General features: G+C 40.2%; 1 pseudogene. It reads right to left on the bottom strand.

The annotated features are described in order from the left end of the window. Window positions 1-503, bottom strand: a pseudogene (locus tag FOF46_RS32195) (Mu transposase C-terminal domain-containing protein); the annotation flags it as partial.

The following is a 503-nucleotide window of genomic DNA, read 5'->3' as shown; positions in this document are numbered from 1 at the left end:
CGTGTTCTGCTTGTGGCCCATAAGGTTGTGGCTTCTCAAAGAGTTCGGCATCCCCTAGATACACTAGCATATCGCCTTTTTGCTTGAATAAGTGAACGTTGGTTAAATCCTCCAGATCGTAACTCATAACCACTTGTTTCTCCTGGCTCATCACCTCGAAATCATCCACATGGTAGATATATTCCCCTTTTTGAATGTCCGTTTTGATCATGCCATTATGCTTGATAGAAATTTCTTTCTTTAATCCAAATAGCATTGAGATTTGGTGTGCTTCAAGCTTCTTTATATTTGGCTTTTCACAATCATCATGGATTACTTTAGGGGATTTATCTACCTTGGCGTGTTTACGTGAATAGTAAGAAAGTGGAGTTGCTCTAAACGCCTCTATGATATGTTGTGATTCGTTATAGGCCTCTGTAAGTCCAAAACCTTCTTTTCTGGATTCTTTACGTATTTCCTTTAAATATTCTGGACTGCGGTGTGCTGAAGCTCGGCGAGATTGG

It is taken from the genome of Aquimarina algiphila, from assembly GCF_007489275.1.
GTDB classification, from domain to species: domain Bacteria; phylum Bacteroidota; class Bacteroidia; order Flavobacteriales; family Flavobacteriaceae; genus Aquimarina; species Aquimarina algiphila.
Note: the sequence above shows the minus strand (reverse complement) of the source record. Positions and strands in the feature narration are given on the sequence as shown.